Consider the following 26,578-nt stretch of genomic DNA (forward strand, 5'->3'; position numbering starts at 1 on the left):
GGCGCCTTGGCTTCGCAAGCGTAGCCCTCGGACGCGCTGGCCCATCAAGCTCGATCGTGAGGTGCCACCTCTCGATCCGAGAGCACTCTTGTCAATCACCCATCGAAGGGTTGGGTGACAAGCATTTTCCAAGACCAATCACAGGAGAACCCAATGAACGACAAGACTGGAAGACCGTTTCTGACCCACGCGTCCGGCGCGCCGGTCACGGATAACGTCAACATACAGACCGCTGGACCGCGCGGACCGGCGCTGCTGCAGGACGTCTGGCTGATCGAGAAGCTCGCGCATTTCGACCGGGAAGTCATTCCTGAGCGGCGAATGCACGCCAAGGGTTCGGGCGCTCACGGCACATTCACGGTGACCCACGACATCAGCCGTTACACCAAAGCCGGGATCTTCTCCAAAATTGGCAAGCAGACACCGATGTTCGCGCGGTTCTCGACGGTCGCGGGCGAGCGCGGCGCGGCGGACGCCGAGCGCGACATCCGCGGGTTTTCGCTCAAATTCTATACGGAAGAGGGCAATTGGGACATGGTGGGCAACAACACGCCCGTCTTCTTCTTTCGCGATCCGCTGCGCTTTCCCGATCTGAACCACGCCATCAAGCGCGATCCCTATACGGGCATGCGGAGCGCCGACAACAACTGGGACTTCTGGACGCTGCTTCCCGAGGCGCTGCACCAGGTCACCGTCGTCATGAGCGAGCGCGGCATCCCCAGAAGCTACCGTCACATGCACGGCTTCGGTAGTCACACCTACAGCCTGCTCAACGCCAACAATGAGCGCGTCTGGGTGAAATTTCACTTCCGCACCCAGCAGGGTATTCAGAACCTGACTGACGCAGAGGCGGAGGCTCTTGTCGGCAAGGATCGCGAGAGCCACCAGCGCGACCTCTTCGGCAGCATCGAGCAAGGCGAGTTTCCGCGCTGGACCCTGTGCATCCAGGTGATGACGGACGAGCAGGCGACGAAATTTGCCTTCAATCCGTTCGATCTCACCAAGGTCTGGCCGAAGGCCGATTATCCGCTGATCGAGGTCGGCTATTTCGAGCTCAATCGGAACCCGGAAAACGTCTTTGCCGAAGTCGAGCAGGCAGCGTTCTCGCCCGCCAATATTGTGCCGGGTATCGGCTATTCGCCCGACAAGATGCTTCAGGCGCGCTTGTTCTCCTATGGAGACGCGCAGCGCTACCGGCTCGGTGTCAACCATCACCACATTCCGGTCAACGCGCCGAAATGCCCGTTCCATAGCTATCACCGCGACGGCGCAATGCGGACTGACGGCAATCTTGGCCGTACGCCGACGTATTGGCCAAACAGCCGTGGCGAATGGACGGACCGGCCGCAGCTGAACGAGCCGCCGCTCGAGATCACCGGCGCTGCCGCGCATTGGGATCACCGCGTGGACGACGATCACTGGCAGCAGCCGGGCCATCTATTCCGGAACATGACCTCGGCGCAGAAGCAGACGCTGTTCGACAACACCGCACGCCAAGTGGGTCAGGCGGCAAGGCACATCCAGGAACGCCACGTGGCCAACTGCGCCAAGGCGGACCCGGCCTACGGCAAAGGCGTCGCCGACGCGCTGGCCAGGTTCGCCGAGGGCAAGCTCTAGCCATCGTCGGAAAGCAGCGCGACTTCGCTGAAACCCGTTGCCCGCGCGATCGGCGCGAGCAACGGGAGGCACCGGTCTGTTCATGCGTGGCGTCCGGTTGGATGCTCTCAGGAGGAATTCGAGGATGTTCGACTACATTGGCAGCTTTGAACACGCCATCAGTGCTCTCAAGCACGAGCAGCGATATCGGGTGTTCGTCGATCTGGAACGCAGGGCGGGACAGTTTCCCCATGCCGTTTGGAATGGACCGGACGGCAAGCGAGACGTCGTCGTGTGGTGTTCGAACGACTACCTTGGAATGGGTCAGCACCCGAAAGTCATCGAGGCAATGTGCCGCGCTGCGCGCAGCATGGGGGCAGGCGCAGGAGGTACACGCAACATCTCGGGGACAAATCGTGCACTCGTCGAACTGGAGGCCGAGATCGCGGACTTGCACGGCAAGCAGGCTGCGCTCGTCTTCACGTCGGGTTATGTCTCGAACCAGACTGGCATCGCGACGCTTGCGAAGCTTCTTCCGGACTGTCTTATCCTGTCCGACGCCCTTAATCACAATTCCATGATCGAGGGTGTGCGCACGGCCGGTTGTGACAAGGAGATCTGGCGCCACAACGATGTCGAACACCTGGAGCAGTTGCTCTCACGCGCAGCACCAATCCGCCCTAAGTTGATTGTCTTCGAAAGCGTCTACTCCATGGATGGAGACGTCGCGCCGATCAAGCGGATTTGCGATCTCGCCGATCGTTACGGGGCAATGACGTATCTCGACGAGGTGCACGCGGTCGGGATGTACGGCCCGCGCGGTGGCGGCATCGCCGAACGCGATGGCATCATGGATCGGATTGACATCGTCGAAGGGACACTCGCCAAGGCTTTCGGTACGCTTGGCGGCTATATTGCGGGTCGGGGCGCCGTCATCGATGCGGTGCGATCCCATGCGCCTGGATTCATCTTCACAACAGCATTGCCGCCGGCCGTTGCTGCGGCGGCCAAAGCGTCGATCGCTCACCTCAAGGCGTCGCATTGCGAACGCGCCGCGCAGCGCATGTCCGTAGCAGCCACCAAATCCGCTCTGCGCAAAGCCGGCTTGCCCGTGATGCCAACCGAAACGCACATCGTCCCGATCATGGTAGGGGATCCCGAGCTATGCAGGCGGGCGAGCGACCTTTTGCTCCACCATTGCGGCATCTATATCCAGCCGATCAATTATCCGACCGTCCCCAGGGGCACCGAACGACTGCGAATTACACCGACCCCGGCACACGATGCCCGGTTGGTCGAACAATTGACCGACTCTATGGTCCGGGTCTGGCAGGAGCTCGGTCTCCCCCTCGCAAGGCGGCATCGACCTTCGGACCGGCCCGGATTGACAGTGACCGCGCCCGGCTACCGAGCGCTGCCGGAATCACCGCACGGTCAACCTTTCTAGGCTCAGAACCGCCGCGCGTCTCGCCTGGCAAGGGATCAGCCTATGAGGAGGTGGATATGACCATTCTGCACTCCGACGTCGGCGGGCAGACGAACTCCCGAAAGATCGGGGTGCTGTTGAGCAATCTCGGTACTCCGGACGGGACGGACTATTGGTCCGTGAGACGATACCTTGCCGAGTTCCTATCCGATCGAAGGGTGGTCGAAGCGCCCAGACTGTTTTGGCTTTTCATCCTGAATGCAGTGATCCTCACCACGCGGCCGCGGCGAAAGGGCAAGGACTACGCAACGATCTGGAATCGCGGACGCGACGAGAGCCCACTCAAGACCATCACGAGGTCACAGGCAGAGAAGCTGCAGCAGTCCATCCGCGATGGGCTTCTTGGCGATACGAACTCCGATGTCATCGTCGACTGGGGGATGCGCTACGGCAATCCTTCGTTGAAGGCCGCCATCGAGCGCCTGACGGCGCGGGGATGCACGCGCATCCTTTTCGTTCCGCTCTATCCGCAATATTCGGCCGCCACGAGCGCAACCGCATGCGACAAGCTCTTCGATCTGCTTGCATTGATGCGAAATCAGCCGACATTGCGAATAGCCGCGCCCTATTATGACGAGGACAGCTACATCGACGCGATCGCGGGCTCATTGTCTGACCGTCTCTCAAGCGCGGGCTTTGAGCCGGACGTTATCGTGGCGTCCTTCCACGGCATGCCGCTCGATACGCGTATCGAAGGCGACCCGTACTACGTACATTGCCACAGGACAGCGGATCTCATTCGATCGCGGTTGGGCTTATCGCAGGAACGACTCATTGTGACGTTCCAGTCACGCTTCGGTCGGGCAGAATGGTTGAAACCGCATACGGACGAGACCATAAAGGCACTCGCGGCAAGAGGCGCCAAACGGATCGCGGTCATAACCCCTGGCTTCTCGGCCGATTGTCTCGAGACGATCGAGGAAATCGGGAGCGAGAATGCGGCATACTTCTTTGCCGAGGGCGGCGAAGCATTCGCTCGCATCGACTGTCTGAACGACAGCAGCCGTGGAATGCGCGTGATCGAGGCGATTGTGCGCCGAGAATTGAGCGGCTGGATTTGATGTTACGGGGCTGAGGCGACCTGCGGGGCGCCCGTGCCGTGCGACGGGGAGAACGAAATGTCTGCCACGCCGATCGCAATTGTTGTGCCGCAGAACGCACAATCGCTGGACGTTTCCGGCCCTCTAGACGCCTTTCTGGAGGCCAATCGGCAGGCTCCCGGCAGGTGCAACTACGAGATGCGTCTGTTGTCGATCGGTCCGGATCGAGCCGTGACGGCCGGAGCGATGTCGATCTTGACCCACGGCTCGATCGTCGAGGACGACCAACCGATCGATACACTGCTGATCGCCGGCACACCCGATTACGCTCGAGCCTTCACGGAATCGGCCCTGCATGCCTGGCTTCGACGGCAGGCGCCGCGCAGTCGCCGCTACGGTTCCGTCTGCACGGGCGCTTTCTTTCTCGGCGCGGCAGGATTGCTTGACGGCTTCAACGTGACGACACATTGGCAGCATGCTGGGGAACTGGCGGAGAGATTTCCAGCCGCAACAGTGGTGCCCGATCAGATCTTCGTGGAGGACGGTCCTCTGTGGACCTCTGCCGGCGTTACCGCCGGAATCGACCTCGCATTGAAGCTGATAGAGGACGATCACGGACGCGAAGTCGCGCTCTCCGTCGCGCGCCGGCTGGTCGTCTTCCTGAAGCGACCGGGCGGCCAGTCACAGTTCAGCGCCCATCTTGCCGCACAGGTCGCGACCGAGGGGCGCATCCAGGCGATCCAGCATTGGATCCTCGATCATTTGCCCCTCGACTTGACGGTAAAGATCCTTGCCTCACGGGCCGCAATGAGCGTGCGCAATTTTACCCGCGTCTTTCAAGAGGAGGCTGGGATGACGCCGGCCGACTTCGTCGAGATGGCGCGCGTGGATTCGGCGCGGCGTCTGCTCGAGGATACCGACAAGCCGTTGCAGCGCGTCGCATCGAGTTGCGGCTTTGCAAATCCCGACGTGATGCGCCGAGCCTTTCTGAGGCGCATTGGCACCGGTCCCAGCGAGTATCGCGAGCGCTTCCGCAGATGAGGCCGCACGGTCTTAGTGGCCGGGTGTCGTCCCCACCTTACCTCTGAACACGCGATACCCGATCGCGACATACAGCACCATCAAGGGGAAGACGAAGAGGCCCTCGCCCCAGAACATGAAGGCGAGACTGGCGTGAGGCGCCGCCGCCTCCTCGACCGTGATGGCAAACGGGATCATGTAAGGCCAGAAGGACAGTGCCAGCGTGCCAAACGCCGCGACGAAGATGACGGCGACAGCGGCGAACGGCCAGCGATCGTTGTGATGGAGAATGCTGCTGGCCAGCACGACCGCAGCCACGGCTCCGGCGGCTGGAAATACAAACAGATAGGGCCGATCGAGCCAGCGATGCATGATCGGAAGGTTTTTGATCAGGGCGTGCGCAAAAACGATGATCAGAAACGCCAGGACGGCGAGCGCCAGCCCGGGAATCTGGCGACGAGCCGTGTCACGGACGCCCGACCGGCACTTTTGCACCAGCCAGCTTGCGCCCAGAAGTGCATAGCCCAGACACAGCCCGATGCCGCACAACAGCGAGAACGGGCTCAGCCAGCCCAAAACACCGCCGACATAGACCCCGTCGGTGAACTTCAGGCCCTGCACCAGGGCTCCGACCGTCACGCCTTGCATGAAGCTCGCAGCGAACGACCCGCCCACGAAGCTCACGTCCCAGATCCAGCGAAAATGCCGCGCCGCCCTGTGGCGAAACTCGAAGGCAACGCCACGCAGGATCAGCCCAAGCAGCATGATGATGACCGGCAGATAGAAGGCCGACAGCAGCGTGGCATAGACGAGTGGAAACGCGCCCCAAAGGATCACGCCGGCAACGACAAGCCAAGTCTCATTGCCATCCCAGACCGGCGCGACAGTGTCGAGCATCGTGTCGCGATCCGCCTCGCTGCCGGCGAGACCGAACAACATGCCGATCCCGAGATCGAATCCATCGAGCAGCAGATAGATCAATATGCTAATGGCCAGAAGAGCAACCCAGAACAAAACCATCTCTATTCTCCTGCGCTCCTGTAATTTGACTGAATGAGTTCCGGGTCGGCGAGCGACATCGGGCGGTTTGGAGAGGCGCCGAGCGGCGGCTCGACGACGAGGCGCGTCGGACCGGTGCGTAGAAGCCGATAGATGTAGAATGTGCCGAACGAGAAGATGAAGAGATAAACCGCTCCGAACAACAGAAGCGAGATCATCGCCGCCGGCGCCGTCAGGAACGGCGTCACGGCGTCGGCCGTCCGCAGCAGTCCGTAGATCGCCCAGGGCTGCCGTCCCACCTCAGCAACATACCAGCCGGTAAGAATGGCGATGAACGGAAGCGGGAAGCTGAGGAAGATTGCCCAAAGCATAGCGCGGTTTCGGCGCAGGCGTCGTTTGATGCTCAGATAGGACCCGAACCACGCGATCGCGAGCATGATCAGCCCGCAGCCCACCATGATGCGGAACGTTACGAACGGTATCAACACCGGTGGGCGATCCCGCGGCGCGAAATCGGCCAACCCCACCTCTTTCGAGGTCAAGCTCGAGCTGGCGATGATGCTTCCGAGAATCGGCACCTTGATCTCGTATTTGTTGCTTTCAGTAGCCGGATCGGGAAGCCCGATCAGCACTTCGCTCGCAGGCTGCTCGTCATGCCAGCGCCCCTCGATGGCCGCGAACTTTACCGGCTGGTAGTCGTGAACGTAGTCGCCGACAAGATGGCCGAACACGAGCTGGACGGGGATTAGAAGCGCTGCGAGGAACAGTCCCATCCTCAGCATCACCCTGGACTCGGCGTAGTGGTCGCCACGCAACACGTACCATGCGCCGGTCGCGGCAACGCAGAATGCACCCGTGAGATAGGCCGCCAGCAGCATGTGCGGAAAGCGCGACCATACGACCGAATTGAAAATGATCTTCGTCCAATCGTCTGGCGCGAAGTAGCCGTTCTGGAGGACATAGCCGACCGGCACCTGCATCCAGCTGTTGTTGACCATGATCCAGAACGCGGATAGCGCGGTCCCGAGCGACACCATCGCGGTGGAGAACAAATAGAACCTTGGCGGCACCCGTTTGCGTCCGAACACGAGCACTCCGAAGAAGCTGGCTTCCAACATGAACGCCGTGAAGGTCTCGTAGGAGAGAAGCGGACCTTGGATCGGCCCGGACATCTTCGACAGGACGCTCCAGTTCGTTCCGAACTGGAATCCCATAACGACTCCCGAGACGACGCCCATACCGAAGGCGACGCCGAAAATCTTGAGCCAGAATTCGAACAGCGCCTGATAGACCGGGCGGCCCGTTCGCATGTGCATAGCTTCGAGCACGGTCAACCAGGCCGCAAGACCGATCGTGAAGGCTGGGAAGATGATGTGAAATGAAATGGTGAAGCCGAACTGTATCCGCGACAGCAGAAGCGCCGTTGCATCCATGTGAGCTATCCTTTCCCCTCACGGGCCTCGTGCTGATCCCGCCTGTGGTGCAGGTAGGGGGCGTTTTACGACGGCATTTTCCAGCGCGAATGGATTTTGCGCATTTGCACGCCGGATCCGGCCGAAGCGGCGGCGTGATCCCACGTGCGCGATCAGCCTTCATGCTGCGATCGTCGGACAATCGGAAAAGATGAGGCGATTGGGATGGGTAAAGATCTCATATCCATCCGCACGGGCGACCGCGATCAGCGTGATGCCTGCCTGATCGGCGGTCTCGACTGCGAGCGAGGTCGGCGCCGAGACCGCGACGAGGACAGGAGCACCGATCCGCGCGGTTTTCTGCACCATCTCAACCGACACGCGGCTTGTCAGAAGGATCGCACCGCCTGCCCGCGCCATGTTCTCTCGCATGAGCGCACCGGCGAGCTTGTCGAGTGCGTTGTGACGGCCGACATCCTCCCGTACCAGACCTATGCCTTTTTGCGGTTGCCAGAAGGCCGCGGCGTGCACAGCCCGTGTCTTCTGATTGAGCTCTTGCAAAGGCGCCAGAGCGCTCATGGCGTTCAGCAGGTCGCGCGCGCGAAAGGTCGCCGTGCTGGATACGTGCGGTGGCGTGGGACAGGCCTGCTCCAGGCTCTCGATTCCGCATAATCCGCAGCCGACCGGACCGATCATGGCCCGGCGACGCGCCGAGAGTTCGTCCGCCCGGCATCGGTCCAGCCACATTTGAACCTCGATCCCGAGGCTGCTCTCCACGATCTCGATGCTCGCAATCTCGTCCGCCTGCTCGATGATCCCTTCCGTCAGGGCAAAACCAACTCCGAAATCCTCCAGATCGGCCGGCGTGGCCATCATCACTGCGTTGGTAGATCCGCCAAAGGTGAGCGCAATCGCCCTCTCCTCGGCCACATATCTCGATGAAAGCGTGGGGTTTCCACCGCGCCAGAGAAGCTTCGCACGCTGCTGAAGCGGACCATCGGCGATCATTGCTGCTCCTTTCAGGTACCGTACCCGTTCAGATAGCCTCGCTTGCCGACAGATGTTTTCGTCCCACGATCGCATTTTCTTGATCGCACGACAGCGCTTCTGGGCGATCGATTCGCGCTGCAGCGTGCGAATTCGAAAGATCATTCGGTGGTCGACAACGATATCGGAGGCAAGCCCAATCAGGCCGATAAGGCCGCGTCGCCATTCTGGGCTCAAGGACAGCGAACTCAATGCACGGAGCGCACGAGTATGACTAAGCCGGAAAATACTGGCCTCACCGGTCGACCACGGGCCGGTGCATTCGGACAACCTATTCACCAGATCCTGGTGCCGTTCCCGGTCGCTTACTTTGCGGCGGCATTCGCGACCGACCTGGCCTATTGGAGGACCGCCGAGGTGATGTGGTACCGGTTTTCCGTCTGGCTGATCGCGGGGGGACTGGTCGTGGCCGCGCTCGTCGCGCTGGCCGCGGTGTTCGATCTCTTTCGTAACCAAAGACCGGCATGGATCCGCGCACTCGCCTACGCGGCCGCGGTCGTGCTGTCCATTCTCAATGTCCTTGTCCATAGCCGGGACGGCTATACCGCGGTCGTTCCCACGGGGCTAACGCTCTCGGGCGTCGTCCTCGTTGTTCTGCTTTTCGCGATGTCCCCAGGCTGGACGTTGACCCATCGCTATCTCATCGGAGCAAAGGCATGACCGAAGTCAGGACGAGCTTGCCGCGGGTTGCTGCCATCATGGCCGCTGTCGCCGGATTGGGTCTGGCCGGCTGCAACGATACCGGAGGTGATCCGAAACTGCAGATCGGCGCAAATCCGATGCTGCCGCCGCTGCATCAATATTTGCTGCCACCGATCCGGATTGCGACACCGGTGGGGTGGGGATCCGAGACACCCAAGGTACCGCAGGGGCTGCAGGTCCATGCGCTTGCCGCAGGCTTGCAGCACCCGCGATCGGTTTACGTCCTGCCGAACGGCGACGTGCTGGTCGTCGAGAGCAACGGTCCGAAGGCGCCGATTTTCCGTCCCAAGGACCTGATCACCGGGGTGGTGGAGTTGCTCGCCGGCGCCAAGGCGAAGGACGCCAACCGAATCACATTGCTCCGCGACACCAATGGCGATGGTGTTCCCGACATGCGAACGGTGTTTCTGGATCACCTCAATTCTCCGTTCGGCGTAGCGCTGGTTGGTCACGATCTCTACGTCGCAAACACGGACGCGATCATGCGCTACCCGTATCAGGACGGGCAGACCAGCATCAGCGCCAAAGGTACCAAGCTGACCGATCTGCCGGGCGGCCCGATCGATCACCATTGGACGAAGAGCCTTCTGGCCAGCCCAGACGGATCCAAGCTCTACATCGGCGTCGGATCGAACAGCAATGTTGCAGAAAACGGGCTCCAAGCCGAGTACGAACGCGCCGCCATCTGGGAGGTTGATCGCGCCACCGGTGCTCACCGCATCTTCGCCAGCGGCATGCGCAATCCGACGGGGCTACAATGGGAGCCCACGACCGGCAAGCTGTGGGCGATTGCCAACGAACGCGACGAGATCGGTCCGGACCTCGTGCCGGACTATCTCACCTCCGTGCAGGATGGAGGATTTTATGGCTGGCCGTACAGCTACTATGGACACCATCTCGATCCACGCGTTCAGCCGCAACGCCCCGATCTGGTTGCCAAAGCGATCGTGCCGGACTACGCGCTCAGTTCCCACGTGGCTCCCTTGGGATTTGCCATGTCCTCCGGCCACAATCTGCCTGCGAACTATCAGAGCGGCGCCTTCGTCGGAGAGCACGGCAGCTGGGATCGAACCCCGCTTAATGGCTATAAGGTCGTTTTCGTACCCTTCAAGGATGGCAAGCCTTCCGGCTCGGCCCAGGACGTTGTCACTGGCTTCCTTGATGCAAACAACCACACCCATGGCAGACCTGTCGGCCTCGCCGTGGATCGCAGTGGTGCACTGCTGATTGCCGACGACGTCGGCAACGCGGTGTGGCGGGTCTCATCGGCTGACGTCACGGCTGCGCCCAAGCCGGCCTCGTAGCGATCACACCGATGTGCGGGCCAGGCGGCCTGGAAACGGGCCTGCCTTCCCACTCGCTCAAGCTCTCGGTCGATGCGTGAGATATGCCTGTCATCGAATTTAGTCGGATCGACGCAGCGAGCGCCTATCTCAAAATCAGGACGGATGGAGGCTCACATGTATCTGCGAACCAAACGGCGCATCGTTGTTGCGACGCTGTTTTTTGCGATTGGCGCCTCGTGTCCAGCACTCGCCGCTACAGCACCTGTATTCCCGCAGGCTTCCGTCCAACGCGATGTGACGGTCCAATTCGGGCGTGGCGAGCTCGTCAGGTTGCGGTCAGGAGGACCCATGATGACCGTATCCACGGTCAAAGGCGACCAGGTCAAATGCGTTTGGACCGATGATGACGGCCAACCCGCCGATGCAACCTTCCCGGCCGATGTGCTGCAGAGATTTTGATCAAGCGGTTTTAGGATTATCCTGGAGGTGAGAATGCTGATTACCTTGGTTGCGATTCTCTGCAACGGACCGCTCTGCCTTGAAAAGGTCGTCACCAATAGCGATCAATCCGGGATCAGCATGAGCGCGTGCGAGACCAATGCCCAGACTGGAATCGCCGACTGGCTCTCGCATGGCCCGTACAGCCAGTGGACGCTACACGGCTACAAGTGCGTGATTGGGCCATATACCCCAAAACGACCGGCCTAGACGTCAAGGTGTTCGCCATCGAGCCGCTTGCCGCAATCGCCGGCCTCGAAACCAGATATCTGTCGCGGAAGGTGGCTGGGCGCGTTCTCGTCCAGGACGTCAGTGTGCAAGTTTCGGCTGGCGAGATACTCGCCATCGTCGGACCGAGCGGGGCAGGAAAGTCGTCATTCCTCCGGCTGCTCAATCGCCTGGACGAGCCTACGTCCGGCACGGTCCTGCTCAAGTCGCAGGATTTTCGTTCCATTTCCCCACAAGAATTGCGGCGCCGGATTGGCATGGTGATGCAGACGGCCTATCTTTTTCCAGGCACCATCGCCGCCAACGTTGCGTTCGGACCATTCCAACGCGGCCAGATGTTGGCGCCCGTCCAGGTCGAGCGCCTCCTGGAGCGCGTTGGCTTGCCCGGACTTGCCGACCGCGACGTCAGCAATCTCTCCGGCGGCGAAGCGCAACGCGTCGCGCTGGCGCGGACGCTTGCGAACGAGCCTGAGGTGCTGTTGCTGGACGAGCCGACCTCCGCCCTGGACGATGCGTCAGTGCGCGGCATCGAAGAGCTCATTCTCGGCATCGTCAGGGAACGACGGATGACATGCCTCATCGTCACGCACAATCGCGCCCAGGCGGCGAGGCTCGCGGAGCGGACGATGGTCATGCAAGCGGGCCGGCTAGTCGCAATCGGCCCCACCGGGGAGATTCTGCATGTTGGCTGAACTTCAGAACAGTATCGGCAACGACGTGTTGACAGGCCTCGCGCAGGCCGGCGGGGCGATCGCGCTATGCGCCGCCGTCGTCGCGTTGTGTGGCTGGCAATCTGTGCATGTGGGGCGCGAGGCGATCGTAGCGATGGCACGCGGCCTCGTACAGATGGTTCTGGTCGGCTTGGTGCTGGCCCTGCTGCTGCACGGTCGCCTGCTGATCGGCGGCCTCATCCTCTTCATGATGGCGATCGCCGCAGCGATCACGGCGGCCCAACGTCTCAAGGGAATGGATGGCGCACTTTTACTCTGTTTCTGGTCGATTGCCGCAGGTGCAGGCACCGTCATCGCAGTAATGCTCGCGACCCGCAGTCTTCGGCCGGACATTTCAATGCTCGTCCCCGTGGGCAGCATGATCATTGCCAACGCGATGAATGCGTGCGCACAGGCAATTGAGCGTCTCCGAGCCGAAATCCTTGCCCATGTCGGCCAGATCGAGGCAGGCCTGTCGCTGGGCGCGGAGCCCGCCGTTACCGTTGCGCCCTATCTGCAGAGTGCCGTGTATGCAAGCCTTCTGCCCCGGCTCGACATGATGAAATCACTGGGGCTGGTGTGGATCCCGGGCGTTATGGCCGGCATGGTGGTCTCGGGCGTCAGTCCGGTCTATGCGGGCATCTACCAGTTCATCGTCGTGGCGATGATCCTGGCCGCATCGGGCATTACAGGTCTTGTTGCAACGGTTCTCATGCGCTCGCGCGCTTTCTCCGCGGCGGCGCAACTCGCGATTCGGCCGGCGGAGACAACAGTCTCGAACCGCGCGTCCGGGCGAGCACGCTGATCAAGTCATCTCTCGGCAGACTCTTGCCGCGCCAGCCCGCAGGGCTGAGGCACCAGCCGGATCAGTATGCGCGACTTGCTCAGGCGCTCGCAATCTTCGGCAAGCGCCTCAAGCCGATATGCGACGGCCTGGTCAAGCGCATTTCGGGACTCGCGAGACGCGGCCTGCACCTTCAGCAAATACTCCTTGATCAACATGATCGGTTACAACTTTCTCCAGGCATCCTTGGCCTTGCAGGGAATGGCGATGAGTATAACAAGCACGATCACCGCAGTTTGCTCGTGAGCGATAGTTCACGGCCGCAAGCGCAGCCAGCCGAACGATTCGAGGTCTCTGTATTTTTGTCGAGAGATCCGGCGCGTGCGATAGACAATAGCGGGAGCCATGAGACGCTCCATTCTGCCGCCGTTTCGATTGAATAGGTTCTTTGCAGGGGTACCCGCTACCCAGGTATCGCTATTCTCTCCGAGACCTCGGCACACTTCTCCGAGCGACGTCCAACTTCGCGACCCGACAGAGAGGTCTCAGTTTTCGGATTCGCCGTCATGCGTCTTTAGAGCCGCGTCGAAGCACTTGACAAGGCCGTCTCCGTCGAATGGCTTCGTCAAGTAGCAAATCGCCCCAGCCGCAAGCGCCTGCGCACGGGTCTTCTCATCGGGAAACGCGGTGAAAAAAATGAAAGGAACGCGGCTCCCCTGGGCACGCAAGTGATCCTGCAATTGGACCCCGCTCATACCAGGCATTTGGACATCCGTAACTACGCACGCGAAGTCGTCAATGCGTCCCGAGCGCAGGAACTCTTCGGCCGATGCGAATGTACGCACGATATATCCGAGCGACCTCACGAGGCTGTCGGTCGTGACGCGCACGGATTCGTCATCGTCGATGATGGCGACAAGTTGAAGCTTCGACACAACGATCTTTCCTCGGTGCGGAGACGGGGCTCCAAAGCGTCACCGTCGCGGCGACTTCAGATTGCACCATTGATTGAGATCGTAAACGATACCTGCGTATATATCCCAGCCCTCAGCCTTTCGGACGCCGGATTCCGAGCGAGTCAGCCATTCCCACCAGATCAACGACCGATCGAGCCTTCATTTTTCGCATCATGTTGACACGATGGACCTTGACCGTAATCTCGCTAACTCCCAGTTTTGCCGCGGACTGCTTGTTCATAAGACCCTCGACGACGAGCGCCATCACCTCTCGCTCGCGTGATGTCAGGGAGTCGAGCCGAGCTCGGATTTCTGCAACAGCCTTTTCGCTCTCGCGTCGCTTCCGGTCTCGCTCGAGCGCTCTGACGACGGCATCCAGCATCTCCTGGTCGCGAAATGGCTTGGTCAGGAAGTCGATGGCACCAGCCTTCATCGCTTGCACCGACATCGGGATATCGCCGTGACCGGTCATGAAGATGATCGGGACGCGAATACCGGCCTCTGCCAATTCGGCCTGGAAGTCGAGACCGCTGACTCCCGGCAGCCTGATATCGAGCACTAGGCAACTGGCTGCATCAGGCATCTTGATCTGCGAGAATTCGCGGGCAGAGCCAAAGAGCTCCACCCATAGTCCCACGGACCGGAACAGGCTGCCGAGTGTCTCTCGTATCGCCACGTCGTCATCGACGATAAACACGACACGTTCAGGCGCGGCTGCGGGGTCACGTTGCGATTTGGAGCTAGCGGTCACGCAGCCTCCTGCTGATACGTTGGCAACGTGAATTGGAACCTCGCGCCGGGGCCGGCATTATTGGCGGCCGCCAACCGCCCGCCATGAGCCTCGATGATCGAGCGGCAGATCGAAAGTCCCATGCCCATCCCACCGGATTTCGTCGTGAAGAATGCATTGAACAATTTGTCGGCACTGTCGGCTGATATTCCAACGCCCGAGTCGGCGACGTCGACCACGACCCGTCGCGCTTCGTCCTGATAGGACCGGATAACCAGCTCATGCACTCGGCCCATGATCGGTTGCATTGCTTCAACACCGTTCATGACCAGATTGATGATCACCTGCTGCAGTTGAACCCGATCGGCCAGAACAATGGGAAGCGCCGGCGCCAGCTCCAGCCTCCAACGCACCTGTCGTGTGGTCAATTCACGCTGTACCAACGCTATCACCTCATCAATGATGCCGTTGATATCGAGCTGTTCCTTTTGCGAATCGGCATTCTTCGCGAGATTGCGAACGCGCCGGATTACTTCGGCCGCCCTGTTCCCTTCCTTGATAATCCATTCGGCAGCGCGGCGCGCTTCGTCCAGATTTGGCGGGACTCCGTCGAGCCAACGCAGGCAGGCGCTGGCGGCATTGACGACAGCGGCAAGCGGCTGGTTCACTTCGTGCGAGATCGACGCCGTCATTTCTCCCAGCATCGTCACGCGCGTCACATGCGCGAGCTCCGTCTGGGCCTTCTGTAGCCTCTCCTCGGCTTGTTTAGTCGCGGTGACGTCGACCACGGCGCCAACATACTCCAACTGGCCTGCGTGATTTCTGCCAACATGAGCGACAACATGAGCAAACTTGACGGACCCATCGGGCATCAGGAATCTATGCTCATAGTCAAGATCTTGTCCCTCGCTGAACGCGCTGTCGCGTGCTTGCGCCACGAGCGCGCGATCTTCCGGATGAACTCGCTCGAGGATCATGTCGAACGTGAGAGAATGCGACTGGTCATATCCAAGAATTCTGAATAATTCTTCGGACCCCACGCGCTCGCCGGTGGAGATATTCCAGAAGAAGCTGCCGGTTTGACTCACCCGCTGTGCTTCGACCAATTTGGACTCGCTTCGGCGCAATTCCTCCTCGGCCCGCTTGCGGTCCTCGATGTCGGTGGACGAGCCGTACCATTTGACGATGTTGCCCGACTCGTCGCGTAGCGGTACGGCGCGGAACAGGAACCAGCGATATTCACCATCGAACCGCCTAAGCCGGGCCTCGAGCTCGCCTGGCAGGCCGGAGGCTCTTATCGCGCTCCATTTCTGCAGCATGCACTTCTTGTCTTCAGGATGAAAGGCACGAGGCCAGCCGGTCTCGGCCTGTTCCAGGGCGAGGCCGGTGTAGTCGAGGGCTGGTTGATTGAGGAAGTCGGGCATACCTTCCGGGGTAGAGCGCCAGACCAGCGCCGGGATCGTATCGACGACCAGTCGAAGGCGATCTTCCGACCTCTTGATTTCGTCGAAGGCCGTTTGCAGTTTTTCTTTGGCGAGGTACTGCTCGGTGACATCGACATGCGTACCAACCAGTTGCTCCACTTCGCCGTCTTCTCCAAGGAACGGATGTCCGACGGAATGTATGTATCTAATGGATCCGTCCGGAAGCGCGATACGGAAGTCGACTTCTAGGTCTTCTTTCTCTCGAACGGCCTGCTGCACCATTTCGATGACCCGCTCCCTATCCCCCGGTAGGATACGATCATAGAAGGGCTGGGGTGACACGGTGTCGTTTTTCGGATCAAGTCCAAACAGGTTGTACACCTCCTGGGACCAATACACGAACTCTCGAAGGCGAGCATCCCAGGCCCAGCTACTCGTTCGGCTCAAACGTTGGGCTTCGGCGAGGTAGCTCTCGCTGCGTCGAAGCTTCCGTTCCGTTTCTCTTACAGCCGTGACATCCGTCACGGCGCCGACGAACTCGATACCTCCCGACTTGCTCTTGCCAGCCTGAGCGACAGCGTGGACATATTTCACCGTGCCATCCGGCATCAGCAGGCGATGCTCAAAGTCGAACTCTTCGCCGTCACAAGACGCGCGATCGAGAATCCTTTGCAAGGGAGCGCGATCTTCCGGATGGGTGCGCCGAACAATAAGCTCGACGGTCGGCTTCGTCGTGCGATCGCATCCGAAGATTCGAAAGGTCTGATCTGACCAGAGAATCTCTCCGCTTTCGATATTCCAGCCAAAACTTCCGGTCCCACTCAATTTCTGCGCCGCAGTCAAATACATTCCGCTGCGCCGCAGCGCCGCTTCAGTCCGCTTTTGATCCTCCATCGCCACATGCAGGTCGCTGCCCGAACGCTGAAGATCATTGGCAGCCTTCCTCTGCGCCGAGATTACGAGTGCTACGACAGTCGCTGTGAGAACGAAGAGAATTTGGCGCGGCACCTCCCCGGAAATACTTGTGGCGAACAGATCATGTTTCCATACGGACAAACTGCTCGGTGGCGCAAGGTAGAAATGAAATGCCAATACGCCGAGGAGGACTGCCAGCAGCGCAGGGCCGAGACCGCCGAACCATGCCGCGAAAATGACCGCGCAAAGCAGCAGGGATACGATCGCCTCGGCATTCAATAGACGTGTCAGGAGTTCAGCGGCGATGATTGCAACGGCAACAGACAAAACCGCCAGCGCAAACGAAGTCGCAAGCGAGGTTGACCACGGTCGGGGAATATCAGATCTCGTCATTCCGCCTGCTCGTCCGCTTCAGGTGATTTAGACAGCATCTCGCAGAAGAACGAATGCTGCGGCCGCTTTCTAGAAATCCGTGTTCTTGCTGCGCGGCGTTCATACGCATTCGGGCTTCTCAGCAAATCAACATTAGTACATTTTATGGAAGGAGTCCGGGCAAATTCGGCTGCGATCCGAGAGGGTTCCGCGGTGGCAATCCAACTAACCCGCGAGATAAGACATCTAAACCTCCGTTTAATTGAAGTGCAGGTTGGCCGAACTTATTCTCACATCAAGCAGCACGGCCGCGTTTTCCTCCCTGGCGCGCACCGCCTGTCTGCCAAGCGGACGGTTTCACGTCGCCTCCTCTGCCCTCGGCGAGAAGCCGTCCGTCGCTTTGTCGATTGGCCGAAGCGCTATTGCGGGGCCTTTCAGATTCTCTTCTCGTATCCCGCTCGCCCGTGGCGACTCACCAAATCGCAGCACGACCGAAACGCTACGAGGCTTCTTCGGACCTTTCATCGACCCGCCACAGCGATTGGCAAGCCCTGCGGCTCTCCAACCCTTTTGCGCGAGCTTTCAGCGTTGCCACTCATTCGGGTGCGTGAAGAGCAAGGCGCCTTAACCCTGCGTATAATTCTTCCGACCCTTTTTGAATATCGGACGCTTACCCGCGCATGCTTGAGGCAGCATTCGTTTCCTCTTAGCCTCGCCATCAATCGATCGCCCGTACGGAAAATCAACGGCGAACGAGCCAGAAGCAATCTGCCATCCACGGGATACGAAGAGGAGGCGTAAATGTGCAACAACTCTCAACATCGTCATGACGTGGCCACCAAGCGTTGCCCGATCTGCGACGGCCGATTTGGCCTTATCCGGCACTATTGCTGGAAGACTGCGCTTTGTTCCAAACGGTGCGTTGATCGGTTCAAGGCCCGTCGGGAGGCCGACCGCAAGTGGTTATCCTGGTATCGAGCGGCTTGAGAACACTCCAATCGGGCAATGCATCTAACGGAGAGGCGCGACATGAGATTCGTCCTGGTCAATGGTCGAATGCCCTGCACTCAGCCAGTCTGCGTGATGTGCGAGAAGCCGATCTCCCCAGGCTACCTGCGGGAAATCGGAACACGCCTCACCTACTGCGATCACGATTGCTACGCAGAGCACTGCAATAGTGCCATTCTGCTGCTCGAAAGCCGGGCAGTGGTATCATGAACATTTACTCGCCAACGAGCGGCGGAAGGGACGTCGCATGACGACTCACACCACGGTCCGCAACAGGCCAAGCTGCGAGGAATCGACATTCACTAGTGTTGAGCCAAGTATCTTGCAGTCGACGTCAAGACACCTTCCAACTGCACGCCGCCAGCATCGTAGCTTTGTCCCGGGCCCACAGACCGCGACAAAGCTACGAAATGAAGGCGCAGAGATTCCGGCGGGTATCGACGGCCTATCCGTGCCGGCACGCCTTCTCATCGCAGATATACTCGCAGAAATGCAATCCCGTTTTGTCTCCACTGAGACAGATTTTCATTCGCTCCTATCGACTGTGGTCGCAAAGCTGATCGACGCGATGGGCGCGTTGCCGCTGCAACATCACGCTCCTTCAAAACTGGCGCTCGCGACTGTCGGATCGGCATCGAGCGCGGAGCATTCGGGTCGGCTTCCGCCACCAAATGATACCGTGTTGCGGGTGGGAACGCTGGAGCTCGACCTCCTTGACCGCACTGCGAAGCGCGGCGATCGCCATATCGATCTGAGACCGCGCGAGTTTCAGTTGCTCAAGTACCTGATGCAACGCAGCGACACGTTACTTTCGCGGGCGACTCTCCTGATTGAGGTTTGGAGTTACAAATTCGTACCGGAGACCAATCTCGTCGACGTTTACATGAGCAAGTTGCGTCGCAAGGTTGACGGCCCAAATGAGATTGCTCTCATCCGAAACGTGCGCGGCGCAGGCTTCGTTCTGAGTGCGACACCATTTCCATAACATTCAACGTGAATTGCGAACGATCGCGCCATGGCGTCAGCGACGGCATCGTGCAATTGCGAAAGGCCTCAGCTCTTTGAGAGCCTAGTTCTAACTCTCGAGTGATGGCAATCCGCGAGGCGAGCAGATGATCCTCCTACCTCTCATGACCGCTTGGATTTGGTTCCAGATCTTGACAGCCTCACCGGTGCCAGCGTTGGCTTTGAGATCACACCGTGCACATGGTTCACGGGACGCTCGTTAGGGGCTTCTGGCCGACTGACTGGCCGTTTGCGCGATTTCGTGGCGGAGCGGGCTTCCCGTCCGTCGATGGCACCGGCCCCAATTCACTTTCAATCGGCCTGCTCGTTCGGAACACTCGCCATGAAAATCGGTCCATTTTCTGCCGTATCGAAGAGTTCGCTGGCCCTCGGCCTGCTGTCGGCTTCCATTGTGATCCCGCTGACAGCCACCCTTGTACGCCTGCCCGGAGCTCATGCCGGCGCGGCAGGCATCTCCTCCACACAATCGGCGACGTATCTGCCGAGCATCAGCGACATGATGATCGGCACGATTCAACCCAGGCACGAGCGGATTTGGCGTGCCGTGCAGGCCGGCGATTGGGATTTTGCCGCCTACGAGCTGGGCAATCTCCGCGGTGCATTCGGCCGACTCGGACGCGCTCATCCAATGGAAGAGAACACCCCGTTTACCGATATGATCGAGTCCGTTACCAAGAAACCGCTCGATGACCTAAAGGATGCCATCCATCGGAGAGGTGACGCCGATTTTGGCAAGGCCTATGACGAACTCAGCGACGCCTGCAACTCCTGTCACCAGGCGCTGAATCACGGCACGATCGTGATTGGCCGACCGACCGGCGCGTCCCAATCAGACCTGATTTTGGGCAAAGCTGGACGGTAGCGCCGCGCCGCCCAGAGCATCGATCATCTCTGCGGCAAATTCAGTCCATTTGCCTTGTCGGGACAGACGATCTCGATCTGCCCTCCGGAACCGGGATGGATGACCAGCCGGAAACCATGCAGCTTGATGATGGCCGCCACCAGGCTAAGTCCGAGCCCGACACCCGGCGTGTTGCGCATCTTGTCGGAGCGGTAGAATCGCCGCAGCACGGCTTCTCGCTCCTGTTCGCCGATACCTGGCCCCGTGTCGGTCACACGCACGGTGGCTTCCTTGTCGCCCCGCAAGAGCTCCAGGCCGACCTTCCCGCCGGCCGGCGTAAACTTGATCGCGTTGTCGACGAGATTCGCCACGGCTTCGAAGAGAAGATCCCGGTCACCCCAAACGTGCAGCTTGCAGTCGATATCCACACCAAGCGCGAGGCTCTTGTCCTCGGCGATCGGCTCGTAGACGTCACACACCTCTCGCAAGATTTCATGAAGCGCAACATTGCCGAACCCGGCCGAACGCTGGCTGTTCTCAATCTCAGTCAGTCGCAGGAGAGCCGTAATGATCGCGAGTGACTGATCAATGCCTCCGATCGCCTTGTCCGTGACGGTCTGAAGCTGCTCCAGGGTGGTTGCATGTGTACGCCCGCGCTCCAGGGACAATCGGGCGCGCGTCAGCGGGGTTCGTAGATCGTGCGCAATATCGTTGCCTACGCCGGCCAGCGCATTAATCATCGTTTCCATTTCATCTAGCATGCCGTTCACGATGATGGCCAATCTGGAGAACGGATCGTCGACATTTCGATGTGGAAGGCGCTCCCGGAGGTCCCCGGCGATGATGCGCTGCACCCGCTGATTGACCTCCTCGACACGCCTTTCGGCGCGCACGCTCAACCAGGCTCCGGCCAACAGGCAAAGACACAGCGTCGGCAGCAGCCCGAGCGCGAGGGCTTGTCCCACGACGCTCGATATCTCGCGGGTCTCGTCGACGTTCCGCCCCAGCACGAGGACATCGCCGTTTTCCAGACGCTGGCCCGCCGCCCGAATCAGGGGATCGCCAGCAGGCGATTGGCCAACCCGCGCCACCCTCGTGGCCTGCGCCGCTCCATCGACCCTGAGGTCCTGCGGCAGCTGTTTGAGATTGCCGGCAAGCCGATTGCCGGCGGAATCGAACAATCCCGCATACTGAACGCCTCGGGAGTCCTGGCCGAGATGGTCCGAGATAGCGTCAGCGCGGCGATCGCGCGGCAGGGTCGCCATGAAATTGAGCTGTTGAGCGATCATGCGATCGGAACGCGCAATGAGATAGCCGTCGATCTTCCAGTAGATGAAACCGAACAGCACGATCATGAAGATGGCGAATACAACAGCCACCGCCGTAGCCCACCGGAAGGTATTCGAGCGTATGAGCTGGAGCTGGCGCATCGATCTGGCCGGTTGCTGTTCGTACTTCATCCAATCACCGGGCCACGGCGCTGGCGCGCCTATTGCTGCGCCCGCAGAATGAACCCCGAGCCCCGGACATTGTGAATCATCTGGGATTCCCCGGAACCGTCAACCTTATGCCGCAGCCGGCCCATATGTACGTCAACCAGGTTGGTCGTGGCCGGGACGAATTTGTAGTTCCAGACTTCTTCGAGCAACATTGCGCGGGTCAACAACTGATCGCTTCGCCGCATCATGTATTCGAGGAGGCGGAATTCGCGTGGCAACAGATCGATCTCCCGTTCGCCGCGCCGAGCGGTACGCTCGATCAGATCGAGCTCGATAGGGCCGACTCGCAAGGTCGTCCCGCGGCTGTCCGCGGGACGACGAAGTAGGGCTTCTATTCTTGCGATGAGTTCCACGACTGCAAAGGGCTTCGTAAGGTAATCATCTCCACCGCTTCGCAAGCCCCGCACCCGATCGTCGACGGCGCCGAGCGCGCTCAGCACCAGGACCGGGGTGCTAACCTGCTCCTTGCGCAACGCCTCGATGATTGTAAGCCCGTCCATGCCGGGCAGCATGCGATCGACGATCAGGACGTCGGGATGCAGGGCTCGGGCCTTGTCGAGGCCGTCAATTCCGTTTGACGCCCACTCGACCTCAAACCCAAGCTCGTTGAGCTCGGCCACGATCTCCTCGGCCGTTTCGGCGTCGTCTTCGATCAGAAGAACCTTCATCATCAGCTCGATCTCAAGTGTGCCAAAGTGCCCAGCCGGCCGGCGGGAAATCATATGCTCGCTCGTTGGCAAAGTCATAGGCTACCCGTCCAAATGGTCGAGTTAGAATGAGCCGGACCGCGCTACCCAAGTACTTGGCTTAGCGCCGCCCGCTTCGGCTTGGCACGCCGCCTTGGCAAAGCGCGGCAGGGCCCTCGATGAAAGACATAAACTCTCTGCCGAGGCGTCGCCATTAAATAGCAATTTAAAGAGCTTAGCTGATCGGGGGCCGCCCGGCGCATGGTCGCGCCGCCGCGCGGTCCACGCCCCGCTCCTCGCAACACTGAAATCGATTTTAGACGAAATCCTCCGGACGGCTGCTTACGTTCCCGGACACGCGATCAAAAGAGCGAGCCGGCATGCTGGACAACGTCGACGAACGTAACACGAATGGCAATCCGCAGGTTGATCCGCGGATGTCCTCCAAAATCGGATTTATCGGGCTCGGCCTGATGGGTACAGCCATGGCCGCCAATCTCGCGGCCGACGGTCGCAACGTATGTGCCTATGTACGCCGGCCGGAGCGCATCCACGACCTCCAGGCGCTCGGCGTGGCGGCCACAACTCGTCGGCCAGACTTGTTCGACAGCGACATCATCATCACCATGTTGCCCGATGACGCTGCCGTTCAGAATGTATTCTTTGGACCATTCGGGATTTCGGAGTCGTTACGGCCCGGCGTGATCCATCTGTCGATGAGCACGATTAGCACCGGAGCCTCGGCCGCGCTCCTGCTCGAGCACGAGCGTCGCGGTCAAGGCTACGTTGCTGCCCCCGTCTTCGGCAACCCCGACGCAGCCAAAGCGCGCCAGTTGGCCGTCATCGTGGCAGGCGATCCGGCGTCCTGTGAACGTTGCCGATTGGTGACGGATTCGCTCGGGCAGACTTTCGTCATTGGGACGGATCCATCGCAAGCCAATCTGATCAAGCTGCTCGGCAATATGATGACGGCGACAACTCTCGAGGTCCTCGGAGAGATCGTGACAGTGCTGCGGAAGCGTGGACAGGACCCTCAGCAATTCGTCGACATCATGACCCGCACAATGTTCGACAGCCGCGTCCACAAAAACTATGGTAGCCGGCTCATTGCGGGCAGTTACAAGCCCGGCTTGACCATGCCGCTGGCGCTCAAGGACGTGCGCCTGGCGCTCGCCGAGGCGGAGCTGGCCGGCGCTCCGATGCCATCCGTTGGTGTCGTTCGCGACCGGCTGATCACGGGCATCGCTCGCGGCCATGGCGGACTCGACTGGACGGCACTCGGAATGGTGGCTTCGGAGGAAGCGGGACTATAGGCGCGCCGGTCCGCGCGGCGGCGTAGCATCATCGTCAAAAGGGTGTCTTGCGTCAGGCTCCCCGCGCCGCCCGCGCGGTGGCACTGACTGCGGTCCCATTCCTTCTGCTCGTGAATCACGCTCCATTGAAGTCCCGTGAAATATCTGTGCGTTTGGCTGATCCGTGATCCATCCCACCTGCTCCGACGGGCCACTCTTTCACCCGGCCTGCTGTTTTCAACGGAGAAGCTCAATGACGAACCTCAAACTGCTGTCGACTGGACTGATCGCGGTCGCAATGCTCGCTACGCCCGCCATGGCGCGCGAAAACGGCAGCCTCGCTCGGCGCACCGCCGTGGAAGCCAATGCTGCCGGGCCGGCCGCGTCGATCTACTCGGCTGGCCATGCCTGCGTTCAGCCGCCGCGCGTCGGCGCATTTGCGACGGCGCCGTGGACCGGCAACAACGTTCCCTGCGAACCGGGCACGGGCGCGTTCTAGTCAGCACACCCTGCATCGCCTGGCTCGACCATTCCACTCGCATTTTTGCGCGTGCGGGCTCGTCGGTCACCGCCCCGAGAAGAGCGGGCTGGACTCCGTTCCAGCCCGCCTTTTCTTTTACGATCATTCCGGACGCGAACATCAATCGAGCGTCTCTTGGTCTCGGCGGTCCTCAACTTGCCGCGAGTCAAACAGCATTCCAACTCTTGTGAACGCAAATTGAATGGCACGGGCGTCAAGCGTCCCTACTCTTTCCATTATCGCGAAAGCTCGATCACGCAGCCACACGGATCCTGCGCTGATCTGCGAAGCATCAAGTAGAAGGAGTGTTCTGATGAAACGGTTATTGATGATCCTGGCCACGGCCGCGCTTGCCTCCGTGCTGGCCGTCGGCGCGGCCGATGCGCGAGGCGGGGGCGGAGGTGGTGGCGGTCACGGCGGAGGTTTCGGTGGTGGCGGTCACGGCGGAGGTTTCGGTGGTGGCGGGCATATGGGTGGATTTGGTGGAGGCGCGCACATCGGCGGCTTCGGTGGCGGTGCGCATGTGGGCGGCTTCGGCGGAGGCGTTCATGTCGGCGGCATGGCGATGCATGGCGACATGGCCCGGATAGGTGGCGATCATCTCGGCCTTGGCGATCATCCCCATCCGTATGGCGTAGGCATCCACGACCACGCCATGCATCACTACGGCAGATACCGGCCCGGTTACGGCTACTCTTACGGCGATTCTGACTGCTACGACTGGTACGTCCTGCATCCCGATCAACCGCTGCCGCTAAGCTGCAGCTAGACTGTAGCCCTTACGTTCGGTCTGGATGGCCTGTGCCATCCGGACCGAGCCCCGATCAGAAGCCTCAATTCAAAGTGACGGCTCTGAAATCCAATTTACTGGCGCCCTATCGCCAGCGGCCCTACCTCCGGATTGGCCGGTTCGTCCATTCAGCGCCGCCAATGCGCCGCTGCAGCTCTCGATATCCAGAGATGGGCACGGAACACAGCGAAGCATCGACATCAGCTCGCGCGGCCATCCCGAGCGTCGTCTCATGCAAGCGGACGCTGACTAAGGAGCAAGCAATGAACGCCGTCCCGAAGAAGAACATGGAATTCATCGACATTCCCGGCACATCCATTCGCGTATCCCGCATCGCACTGGGGACGTGGGCGATCGGCGGCTGGATGTGGGGCGGGACCGACGAAAGCGATGCCGTCAAGACGATCCGGCAAGCGCTCGATAGCGGAATCAATCTCATCGACACCGCGCCCGTCTATGGATTCGGTCGTTCGGAGGAAATCGTCGGAACAGCCCTCGCCGGCGGCCGCCGCTGGAAGGCGGTCATCGCCACAAAGGCCGGACTCGACTGGAAGGACGGCAAGCCGTTCCGCAACGCGCGCAAGGCGCGCATTGTCGAAGAGGTCGAGAATTCGCTAAGGCGGCTCCGGACGGATGTCATCGATCTCTACCAGGTGCACTGGCCGGATCCGCGCATACCGATTGCGGAAACCGCTGAAGCCATCGGCGCGCTGCACCGCGATGGGAAAATTCGAGCAGTCGGCGTCAGCAATTTCAGTCCGGCACAGATGGATGAATTCCGCAAGGTCGCGCCGCTTCATGCGGCCCAGCCACCGTACAATCTGTTCGAACGTGCCGTCGAGCGGGACGTCCTCCCCTATTGCCAGGAGAAGAAGATCGCCCTCCTTGCCTACGGCTCGCTGTGCCGCGGCCTCTTGTCCGGCAGCATGTCCGCATCCAGCCAATTCACCGGCGACGACCTGCGAAAGAGCGACCCCAAATTTCAATCGCCACGCTTTCAGCAATATCTTGACGCCGTTGCGCGGCTCGACCAGTTCGCGCGGGAACGCTTCGACAGACGAGTGATCCAATTGGCGGTACGCTGGGTGCTCGATCGTGGAGAGCGGAACATCGCGCTGTGGGGCGCCCGGCGCGCCGAGCAGCTTTCGCCGATCGCGGACGTGCTCGGGTGGCGGATCGATGCCGAAGCCATGGCCGAAATTGATCGAATTCTTCAGGAGACGATCAAGGATCCCATCGGTCCCGAATTCATGGCACCTCCGGATCGGGAGGCGGCATGATGGACACGAGATCCACAATCCAAATCGTGAGCCGGGACCGCTTCGACGCGACGACGGCGCAAACATCGGGCTCCCATCGCTTCGCCGCGATCGGACCGTCGCTAGGCATCAGTTCGACCATCTGGGGCGGCCTCTTCGAAGTTGAACCGGGCGCGCGAACCGGAATCCACCATCATGGCGAACAGGACACGATCGCATTTGTCCTGTCAGGCCGGTGCGAAGTTCGCTGGGGCGACAAGGGTGAGTTCTCTGCACGCGCGAAGGCCGGCGACTTCATTCACGTTCCCGCGTTTCTTCCGCATATGGAGATCAATCCCTCCCGGCTTCTTCCTTTCCGGTGGGTCGTGGTGCGCAGCACGCCTGTGCCTATCGTCGTCAATCTGCCGGACGCGATCTGGCCATGAGCGAGGCGACCTGCCCCCGACATCTTT

Annotated in this window: 26 protein-coding genes; 16 read left to right on the forward strand and 10 right to left on the reverse strand. The window is 60.4% G+C overall.

Annotated elements, in window-relative coordinates; translation table 11 throughout:
* The first annotated feature begins 153 nt into the window (after positions 1–153).
* From V1280_RS17340 to V1280_RS17355, 4 genes are all read left to right on the forward strand, one after another.
* A complete protein-coding gene (locus V1280_RS17340) occupies positions 154–1,617 on the forward strand; it encodes a catalase (protein WP_334526285.1) in 1,464 nt (487 codons plus the stop codon).
* 124 nt (positions 1,618–1,741) lie between these two features.
* Positions 1,742–3,043 (forward strand): 5-aminolevulinate synthase, encoded by a 1,302-nt coding sequence (hemA, locus tag V1280_RS17345; protein ID WP_334526288.1) that lies wholly within the window; start codon positions 1,742–1,744, stop codon positions 3,041–3,043.
* Between the two features lie 56 nt (positions 3,044–3,099).
* Entirely contained in the window at positions 3,100–4,143 is a 1,044-nt protein-coding gene (hemH, locus tag V1280_RS17350; RefSeq protein WP_334526291.1) for a ferrochelatase, read from the forward strand.
* Between the two features lie 57 nt (positions 4,144–4,200).
* The gene (locus V1280_RS17355; protein ID WP_334526292.1) at positions 4,201–5,163 is read left to right on the forward strand and encodes a GlxA family transcriptional regulator; all 963 of its coding nucleotides are present in this window, start codon (positions 4,201–4,203) and stop codon (positions 5,161–5,163) included.
* A gap of 12 nt (positions 5,164–5,175) precedes the next feature.
* Here V1280_RS17355 and cydB read toward each other — a convergent pair whose 3' ends face one another.
* The 3 genes from cydB to fdhD form a co-directional block, all read right to left on the reverse strand.
* Positions 5,176–6,162 carry a cytochrome d ubiquinol oxidase subunit II gene (gene cydB / locus V1280_RS17360; RefSeq protein WP_334526294.1) on the reverse strand — a complete coding sequence of 329 codons (987 nt, stop codon included), beginning with the start codon at positions 6,160–6,162 and terminating at the stop codon, positions 5,176–5,178.
* A 2-nt stretch (positions 6,163–6,164) separates the two neighbouring features.
* Positions 6,165–7,574 (reverse strand): cytochrome ubiquinol oxidase subunit I, encoded by a 1,410-nt coding sequence (locus V1280_RS17365; RefSeq protein ID WP_334526297.1) that lies wholly within the window; start codon positions 7,572–7,574, stop codon positions 6,165–6,167.
* 159 nt (positions 7,575–7,733) lie between these two features.
* Positions 7,734–8,777 carry a formate dehydrogenase accessory sulfurtransferase FdhD gene (fdhD, locus tag V1280_RS17370; protein ID WP_334526300.1) on the reverse strand — a complete coding sequence of 348 codons (1,044 nt, stop codon included), beginning with the start codon at positions 8,775–8,777 and terminating at the stop codon, positions 7,734–7,736.
* A gap of 33 nt (positions 8,778–8,810) precedes the next feature.
* On the opposite strand from fdhD, the gene V1280_RS17375 reads away from it, so the two are divergent.
* From V1280_RS17375 to V1280_RS17400, 6 genes are all read left to right on the forward strand, one after another.
* Complete coding sequence (locus V1280_RS17375) at positions 8,811–9,260, forward strand: DUF2231 domain-containing protein (protein WP_334526303.1); 450 nt, start codon at positions 8,811–8,813, stop codon at positions 9,258–9,260.
* A complete protein-coding gene (locus V1280_RS17380) occupies positions 9,257–10,606 on the forward strand; it encodes a PQQ-dependent sugar dehydrogenase (RefSeq protein WP_334526306.1) in 1,350 nt (449 codons plus the stop codon). The genes V1280_RS17375 and V1280_RS17380 overlap by 4 nt, the downstream gene beginning before the upstream one ends.
* A 156-nt stretch (positions 10,607–10,762) precedes the next feature.
* Positions 10,763–11,047 carry a DUF2158 domain-containing protein gene (locus V1280_RS17385; RefSeq protein WP_334526309.1) on the forward strand — a complete coding sequence of 95 codons (285 nt, stop codon included), beginning with the start codon at positions 10,763–10,765 and terminating at the stop codon, positions 11,045–11,047.
* Positions 11,048–11,080: 33 nt separating this feature from the next.
* Positions 11,081–11,296: a hypothetical protein gene (locus tag V1280_RS17390; RefSeq protein WP_334526312.1), complete on the forward strand. Its 216-nt coding sequence runs from the start codon at positions 11,081–11,083 to the stop codon at positions 11,294–11,296.
* An 8-nt stretch (positions 11,297–11,304) separates the two neighbouring features.
* Positions 11,305–12,006 carry an ABC transporter ATP-binding protein gene (locus V1280_RS17395; RefSeq protein ID WP_334526315.1) on the forward strand — a complete coding sequence of 234 codons (702 nt, stop codon included), beginning with the start codon at positions 11,305–11,307 and terminating at the stop codon, positions 12,004–12,006.
* Positions 11,996–12,829 carry an ABC transporter permease gene (locus tag V1280_RS17400; protein ID WP_334526317.1) on the forward strand — a complete coding sequence of 278 codons (834 nt, stop codon included), beginning with the start codon at positions 11,996–11,998 and terminating at the stop codon, positions 12,827–12,829. Before V1280_RS17395 ends, V1280_RS17400 begins: the two co-directional genes overlap by 11 nt.
* 5 nt (positions 12,830–12,834) lie before the next feature.
* Here V1280_RS17400 and V1280_RS17405 read toward each other — a convergent pair whose 3' ends face one another.
* The 4 genes from V1280_RS17405 to V1280_RS17420 all read right to left on the reverse strand — a co-directional run bounded on the left by V1280_RS17405 (position 12,835) and on the right by V1280_RS17420 (position 17,226).
* Entirely contained in the window at positions 12,835–13,026 is a 192-nt protein-coding gene (locus V1280_RS17405; RefSeq protein WP_334526320.1) for a hypothetical protein, read from the reverse strand.
* Positions 13,027–13,353: 327 nt separating this feature from the next.
* Positions 13,354–13,743 carry a response regulator transcription factor gene (locus tag V1280_RS17410; RefSeq protein WP_334526323.1) on the reverse strand — a complete coding sequence of 130 codons (390 nt, stop codon included), beginning with the start codon at positions 13,741–13,743 and terminating at the stop codon, positions 13,354–13,356.
* A gap of 112 nt (positions 13,744–13,855) precedes the next feature.
* On the reverse strand, positions 13,856–14,515 hold the full coding sequence (locus tag V1280_RS17415) for a response regulator transcription factor (RefSeq protein WP_334526325.1): 660 nt from the start codon (positions 14,513–14,515) through the stop codon (positions 13,856–13,858).
* A complete protein-coding gene (locus tag V1280_RS17420) occupies positions 14,512–17,226 on the reverse strand; it encodes a PAS domain-containing protein (protein WP_334526328.1) in 2,715 nt (904 codons plus the stop codon). The genes V1280_RS17415 and V1280_RS17420 overlap by 4 nt, the downstream gene beginning before the upstream one ends.
* Before the next feature lie 1,234 nt (positions 17,227–18,460).
* Between V1280_RS17420 and V1280_RS17425 the strand changes: the two genes are divergently transcribed.
* Positions 18,461–19,198, forward strand: a complete 738-nt coding sequence (locus V1280_RS17425; protein ID WP_334526331.1) for a winged helix-turn-helix domain-containing protein — start codon at positions 18,461–18,463, stop codon at positions 19,196–19,198.
* Positions 19,199–19,561: 363 nt separating this feature from the next.
* Entirely contained in the window at positions 19,562–20,101 is a 540-nt protein-coding gene (locus V1280_RS17430; protein ID WP_334526334.1) for a cytochrome family protein, read from the forward strand.
* Positions 20,102–20,124: 23 nt separating this feature from the next.
* Here the strand turns inward: V1280_RS17430 and V1280_RS17435 are convergent, their stop codons facing one another.
* Both V1280_RS17435 and V1280_RS17440 read right to left on the reverse strand, forming a co-directional pair.
* Entirely contained in the window at positions 20,125–21,540 is a 1,416-nt protein-coding gene (locus V1280_RS17435) for a sensor histidine kinase (protein ID WP_334526337.1), read from the reverse strand.
* 29 nt (positions 21,541–21,569) lie between these two features.
* Entirely contained in the window at positions 21,570–22,250 is a 681-nt protein-coding gene (locus tag V1280_RS17440) for a response regulator transcription factor (protein WP_334538344.1), read from the reverse strand.
* Positions 22,251–22,645: 395 nt separating this feature from the next.
* Between V1280_RS17440 and V1280_RS17445 the strand changes: the two genes are divergently transcribed.
* Entirely contained in the window at positions 22,646–23,578 is a 933-nt protein-coding gene (locus V1280_RS17445; protein WP_334526339.1) for an NAD(P)-dependent oxidoreductase, read from the forward strand.
* A gap of 232 nt (positions 23,579–23,810) precedes the next feature.
* Entirely contained in the window at positions 23,811–24,056 is a 246-nt protein-coding gene (locus tag V1280_RS17450; RefSeq protein WP_334526342.1) for a hypothetical protein, read from the forward strand.
* A 343-nt stretch (positions 24,057–24,399) separates the two neighbouring features.
* Here V1280_RS17450 and V1280_RS46815 read toward each other — a convergent pair whose 3' ends face one another.
* Entirely contained in the window at positions 24,400–24,729 is a 330-nt protein-coding gene (locus V1280_RS46815; RefSeq protein ID WP_442895138.1) for a hypothetical protein, read from the reverse strand.
* A gap of 401 nt (positions 24,730–25,130) precedes the next feature.
* On the opposite strand from V1280_RS46815, the gene V1280_RS17460 reads away from it, so the two are divergent.
* Entirely contained in the window at positions 25,131–26,147 is a 1,017-nt protein-coding gene (locus V1280_RS17460) for an aldo/keto reductase (protein ID WP_334526348.1), read from the forward strand.
* Entirely contained in the window at positions 26,144–26,551 is a 408-nt protein-coding gene (locus tag V1280_RS17465) for a cupin domain-containing protein (protein ID WP_334526351.1), read from the forward strand. The genes V1280_RS17460 and V1280_RS17465 overlap by 4 nt, the downstream gene beginning before the upstream one ends.
* Positions 26,552–26,578 lie beyond the last annotated feature (27 nt).

Source organism: Bradyrhizobium sp. AZCC 2230, from assembly GCF_036924495.1.
Classification (GTDB): domain Bacteria; phylum Pseudomonadota; class Alphaproteobacteria; order Rhizobiales; family Xanthobacteraceae; genus Bradyrhizobium; species Bradyrhizobium rifense.

Excerpts from the sequence above, each read along its gene's own strand:
- V1280_RS17340 (WP_334526285.1), top strand. The coding sequence starts at position 154 with ATGAACGACAAGACTGGAAGACCGTTTCTGACCCACGCGTCCGGCGCG.
- hemA (WP_334526288.1), top strand. The coding sequence starts at position 1,742 with ATGTTCGACTACATTGGCAGCTTTGAACACGCCATCAGTGCTCTCAAG.
- hemH (WP_334526291.1), top strand. The coding sequence starts at position 3,100 with ATGACCATTCTGCACTCCGACGTCGGCGGGCAGACGAACTCCCGAAAG.
- V1280_RS17355 (WP_334526292.1), top strand. The coding sequence starts at position 4,201 with ATGTCTGCCACGCCGATCGCAATTGTTGTGCCGCAGAACGCACAATCG.
- cydB (WP_334526294.1), bottom strand. The coding sequence starts at position 6,162 with ATGGTTTTGTTCTGGGTTGCTCTTCTGGCCATTAGCATATTGATCTAT.
- V1280_RS17365 (WP_334526297.1), bottom strand. The coding sequence starts at position 7,574 with ATGGATGCAACGGCGCTTCTGCTGTCGCGGATACAGTTCGGCTTCACC.
- V1280_RS17375 (WP_334526303.1), top strand. The coding sequence starts at position 8,811 with ATGACTAAGCCGGAAAATACTGGCCTCACCGGTCGACCACGGGCCGGT.
- V1280_RS17380 (WP_334526306.1), top strand. The coding sequence starts at position 9,257 with ATGACCGAAGTCAGGACGAGCTTGCCGCGGGTTGCTGCCATCATGGCC.
- V1280_RS17385 (WP_334526309.1), top strand. The coding sequence starts at position 10,763 with ATGTATCTGCGAACCAAACGGCGCATCGTTGTTGCGACGCTGTTTTTT.
- V1280_RS17390 (WP_334526312.1), top strand. The coding sequence starts at position 11,081 with ATGCTGATTACCTTGGTTGCGATTCTCTGCAACGGACCGCTCTGCCTT.
- V1280_RS17400 (WP_334526317.1), top strand. The coding sequence starts at position 11,996 with ATGTTGGCTGAACTTCAGAACAGTATCGGCAACGACGTGTTGACAGGC.
- V1280_RS17405 (WP_334526320.1), bottom strand. The coding sequence starts at position 13,026 with ATGTTGATCAAGGAGTATTTGCTGAAGGTGCAGGCCGCGTCTCGCGAG.
- V1280_RS17420 (WP_334526328.1), bottom strand. The coding sequence starts at position 17,226 with ATGACGAGATCTGATATTCCCCGACCGTGGTCAACCTCGCTTGCGACT.
- V1280_RS17425 (WP_334526331.1), top strand. The coding sequence starts at position 18,461 with ATGACGACTCACACCACGGTCCGCAACAGGCCAAGCTGCGAGGAATCG.
- V1280_RS17430 (WP_334526334.1), top strand. The coding sequence starts at position 19,562 with ATGAAAATCGGTCCATTTTCTGCCGTATCGAAGAGTTCGCTGGCCCTC.
- V1280_RS17435 (WP_334526337.1), bottom strand. The coding sequence starts at position 21,540 with ATGAAGTACGAACAGCAACCGGCCAGATCGATGCGCCAGCTCCAGCTC.
- V1280_RS17440 (WP_334538344.1), bottom strand. The coding sequence starts at position 22,250 with ATGATGAAGGTTCTTCTGATCGAAGACGACGCCGAAACGGCCGAGGAG.
- V1280_RS17445 (WP_334526339.1), top strand. The coding sequence starts at position 22,646 with ATGCTGGACAACGTCGACGAACGTAACACGAATGGCAATCCGCAGGTT.
- V1280_RS17450 (WP_334526342.1), top strand. The coding sequence starts at position 23,811 with ATGACGAACCTCAAACTGCTGTCGACTGGACTGATCGCGGTCGCAATG.
- V1280_RS17460 (WP_334526348.1), top strand. The coding sequence starts at position 25,131 with ATGAACGCCGTCCCGAAGAAGAACATGGAATTCATCGACATTCCCGGC.
- V1280_RS17465 (WP_334526351.1), top strand. The coding sequence starts at position 26,144 with ATGATGGACACGAGATCCACAATCCAAATCGTGAGCCGGGACCGCTTC.